The 4,033-nt window shown below is 54.9% G+C and carries 3 protein-coding genes and 1 pseudogene; all 4 read right to left on the bottom strand.

Annotated elements, in window-relative coordinates; all coding sequences use genetic code 11:
* Nucleotides 1–1,032: pseudogene (locus tag NW852_RS11290) on the bottom strand (hypothetical protein); the annotation flags it as partial.
* 6 nt (nucleotides 1,033–1,038) lie between these two features.
* A complete protein-coding gene (locus tag NW852_RS11285) occupies nucleotides 1,039–1,671 on the bottom strand; it encodes a DUF4347 domain-containing protein (RefSeq protein ID WP_414370407.1) in 633 nt (210 codons plus the stop codon).
* 776 nt (nucleotides 1,672–2,447) lie between these two features.
* Entirely contained in the window at nucleotides 2,448–2,627 is a 180-nt protein-coding gene (locus NW852_RS11280) for a hypothetical protein (protein WP_414370411.1), read from the bottom strand.
* A gap of 151 nt (nucleotides 2,628–2,778) precedes the next feature.
* Nucleotides 2,779–3,894 (bottom strand): vWA domain-containing protein, encoded by a 1,116-nt coding sequence (locus NW852_RS11275; protein ID WP_414370413.1) that lies wholly within the window; start codon nucleotides 3,892–3,894, stop codon nucleotides 2,779–2,781.
* Nucleotides 3,895–4,033 lie beyond the last annotated feature (139 nt).

Raw genomic sequence — 4,033 nt, 5'->3', positions numbered from 1 at the left:
GGAGATCCCCGCGTTGCTAATGGTGAGGGTGCCTTTGTTGTAAATACCACCTCCCTCTTGGCCAGCGCCATTGGTGGAGATTCCAACGCTGGTGATGGTTACCTTGCCGCCGCTGTCGTTGTAAAGGCCGCCTCCCTTTTGGCTGGCGCCATTGCTGGAGATCCCCGTGTTGCTGATGGTGAGGGTGCCCTTGTTATAAATACCGCCTCCATCTTGGACAACGATATTGCTGGATATCCCAGTAGTGACAATGGTTACCTTGCCGCCGCTGTCATTGTAAAGGCCACCCCCATCTTGGCCAGCGACATTGGAGGAAATTCCAGAATCTGTAACGGTTACCGTGCTCAAGCTGTAGACGCCGCCACCAAGAGAAGTTGCCTTGTTGTTGGAGATCTGAGCGTTGGCAATTTTAAACTGTCCGCCAGCATCGACGAAAACTCCACCACCCGCCGTATGTGGAAACCCTGACCCATCTGCACAACCTTGGTAGAGTCCCACGTCTTTCATCTGGAGATCGCCTGTACTCTGGACATGGAAGAGGCGGAATTCTCCTTTGGCTGCAGTGTTATCCGGCTTACATGTCACCGAAGTGTCGCGCTGAATGCCTGCACCATTTCCTTGAAGGGTGATGGTGCTCGTGATGTCCAAATCGTCGTTGTCGGCTCCACTGTCTGTTTGGTGCCCACCTCCATCGTCGTCCAGCGACAAGATACAATAATCTGTTTGCAGAACAATGGTGTCTGCCCCTGAGCCTGCGATGCATTCGCCAGCTGTACTAAATAATGCAGAATCGGTGTTGGCTGCAATGACCGCTTCCCGCAAAGAGCATTGGCCGTCATCAGATATGACATCGGCTGGGTTTGTAACATTAATTGTTGCGGCTTGGGCAGGCAATCCTAGACCTGCAACAGCTACACCGACCAAAAAGGGGACGACAATGCCAGAAGTGTAGGAGCGCACAGCGGTCTCTTCAGCGGGTTTCTGGGCAGCGAAGATATCTGTAAGGGTATCTAATAAGTCTTTCGCCCACATACCCACTCACCTGGGAACGACGGCTTCAAAGCGAATGGCCCCGGCCGTGCCAGATCCCTCCACGTCGACCACCGCCACTCCGTTGGAGTTGGTGATGCCGCCGCAGGTCGGCGGCACCGCTTGTCTCTGGAGAATGAGAAGCTCTCCCTCTAAGCCGGATGCCACTTCGCATCCATAGATCAAGATCTCTGCATCATCAGCCAGGCTAGATTTCCACTGCGAGAGCAAGCTTGTATATTCGGATAGGTTTTCTAGGCTGAGAAGACTTTTGCCCAACTGTATTGAGCCCGCCTGCCCGTGAGATAGAACGTGCCAAGCTCTAACCCCTTTTCGACCTCGCAGCGCCTCGGCAATCTGCTGGATCCCGTCTTTGTTAGGATCCAAAGGAATAATCTCTGTTCCAGGTCGGATCCCTGCTAGCAAGATCGACAGATCGGGCAAAGCTTGGTCGATAAAGACCAGCCCATCTTGAGCAGAGTGTTGCAGAAGTATATTCCCTGATGTAGCGGAGTCGGCATTCTCCACTCTCAAAAGCAAAATGAGCAAAGCTGTGGAAACGGATCCCAAAGTACGGCTGAGAATCTGCAGTAGCCCGGCGGGTTGCTTAGAGTTGGGCGGAGACGGTCTTGAGGTCAACATCTAACACTCCTCGCTTTTTCAGGGAATGTCTTCAAAAAAGAAAGAAACAGGACTCAATTCCAAGCGAAGCAGCTACAAATTGTCCACTCTCACCGTAACTGGGTTACTGAATACTAAAGTTCCAGATGATAGACGGACTGAAGCTCTATTGGTGATGACGATGGGTAGGGTAGGAGCCTCAGGAGAAGGTGTTGCTGCCGGCGAAGGAGTTGCGGGAGCAAGAGGAGAAGCTGGTGGCCGAGTTGCCGGCGGTTCAATGGGCACTGGAGGCGGAGTAGGCACCGGGATCCGCAGCCGACAGGGTTGATCGGATTGATTGCCTTCCGGGGCATAGCAAACTCGAATGAGATCCTCTACAAAACGCAGTCCATTAAAACTCAGCCGATCCGCTTGCTGAATGATATCGCCAATAATTTCCTCTAGGTTACGGGCAGCTCTGGAAAGAGGAATGCTAACAAACAAAATGTTCTCCAAATCCCTAACCTCAGGGGGGGCTAAGTTCGAGAAGGGTACCCGCTCCTGTTCCCGTAGCAAAATGCGATAGAGAGCCTCGCTCCAAGGAGAGACATCGACGGCTGCGCTGAAAACAAATCCCCGCAGCGGTGTAGGCTGGCTGGCCTGCCGTCCCTGCCCAACGAGGTTCGATTGCACCGAAACCAATTTCCCCGGCGGCTGCGTGATCGAGCCAGAAAAGGGAATCGTAAAGCGCAAGTTGCTATCCAGGGTGGCAGTGGCCAAGGGGGGAAACAAAATCTCTCCCCGTGAGCTCAAGCCGACTAGCTGAACTGAGTTGCCTGCCGAAAAGACTGGCCCGCCTGCACAAAGAGCAGCCGTGGATCCCGGGCCACAAAGCTGACCAAAGGGATCAACGACCAGCCCCAGGATGGCAGCCGCGGAGCCGGCAGCGGGATCCCTTGTCGGCAACTCCACTCCAGCAGGATTGCCAGAGCCGCCACTACCGCAACTTTTCAGCAAAACAGTGAGGGAACCTGTAACCACAGCAGCCAGGACAAGCGCAGCCGGTTGCCAAAATCTGCTGCCCAGTCGTCGAAACATGTGCCTATGCCTTGCTCTCAATTGCGGATGCTGTCGGTTTGCAGAAGGGCTCTAGCGGGATCCCACCGTGAGAACGGCGTCGCTAAAGGATGTCACAAAACGGCTTCCCTCTCTTTCGACCCGCAGTTCGCCGCTGAGAAGATAAGAGCCAGCAGGTAGGGGAACATTACTTTGTACCCGCACCTGCAGGCGGTGCTCTCCAATAGCAGCAGGGAATAGATTGGCAAAGGGAGCTTCCAGAGCCTCGGCAAACCGCGCCAGCACAAACGTGCCTTCTGTGGCCGCCGCCAGTCGCTGGAGCTCCAGCAGGTTTAAGTCAACGCCCAGCCCAACTACATACACGGTCAGCTTCTGCCCCCGCTCTTGGGCCAGAGTTGTGAGCTCCCGAATGGTCTGGTCAATGGAGCGGGTGCTCTCGTTGTCGATGCCGTCGGTAAACACCACCAGGCGGCGGTTGAAGGTCTCATTGGGGCGAAAGTCACTTAAGAAACGCCCGGCTTCCACCGTGGCGTCATACAAGGCGGTGTTCCCACCGGGATTTGCCCGCAATACCCCTCGCCTAAGCAGTTGCTTGTCGCTGGTGAAGTCTTGCAGCAGTTGGGCCGTGCGCAAAGGCTGGCCGAGAGCCGTAGCGCCAAAACCGGCCCCTCGGTTATCAAAACGGAGCACCGCCCCCAGATCCAAGGGTGTGGTGCGAAATTGATCCAAAAGCCCAAAAACAGCTAAGAAGCGACGGGACTGGGGATCCAAAACCAACAGGCTGCCGGAGCCGTCCATGAGGATGGCCATGAGCAAAGGCTGACGGGCCAGCTCAGCTCGAGGGTTCTCGATGCGGGTGGGGCTTAGAGTTACTGTGGCTGACTGCGGGATCCCTTGCAGATCGGTTATGCGGTTAACTTGCAAGCTGACCTGGGCAGGAGAAAGCTGGGTGACCGGCTGAGGCGGATCCCCTGCTTGCAAGAGGGCAATGTTGAACTCCATCTCCCCCTGGGTGGTGCTGAAACTGCGCGTCAGAGCCCCATTGAAGGTCAAGCGCGTTTGGGATCCCAAAGAAGCAGGGTCGATCCCTGTGCTACTGGAAGAGCCACAGCCGGTTATGGAGATCCCCAGCAGGATCAAGACAATTGCCCAGCCAGTTTCTCGGTTTTGGGGTCTGCTAAGCTGCATTGTTGAAACCTGAAGAATATAGCCGATAACACAGACAAGCTTGAGGACAGCAGCATAAACCTACCATGAGAAGAACTCAGGAGCTAAGCTTGTTTTCGGGTCGATTGCTTCTATCGACGACGTTTCTGCAAGCTAATTG

The sequence above is a fragment of the Synechococcus sp. H60.1 genome (assembly GCF_047462335.1).
Taxonomy (GTDB): domain Bacteria; phylum Cyanobacteriota; class Cyanobacteriia; order Thermostichales; family Thermostichaceae; genus Thermostichus.
The sequence above is the reverse complement of the archived record's forward strand: the minus strand, read 5'-3'. Positions and strand labels throughout refer to the sequence as shown.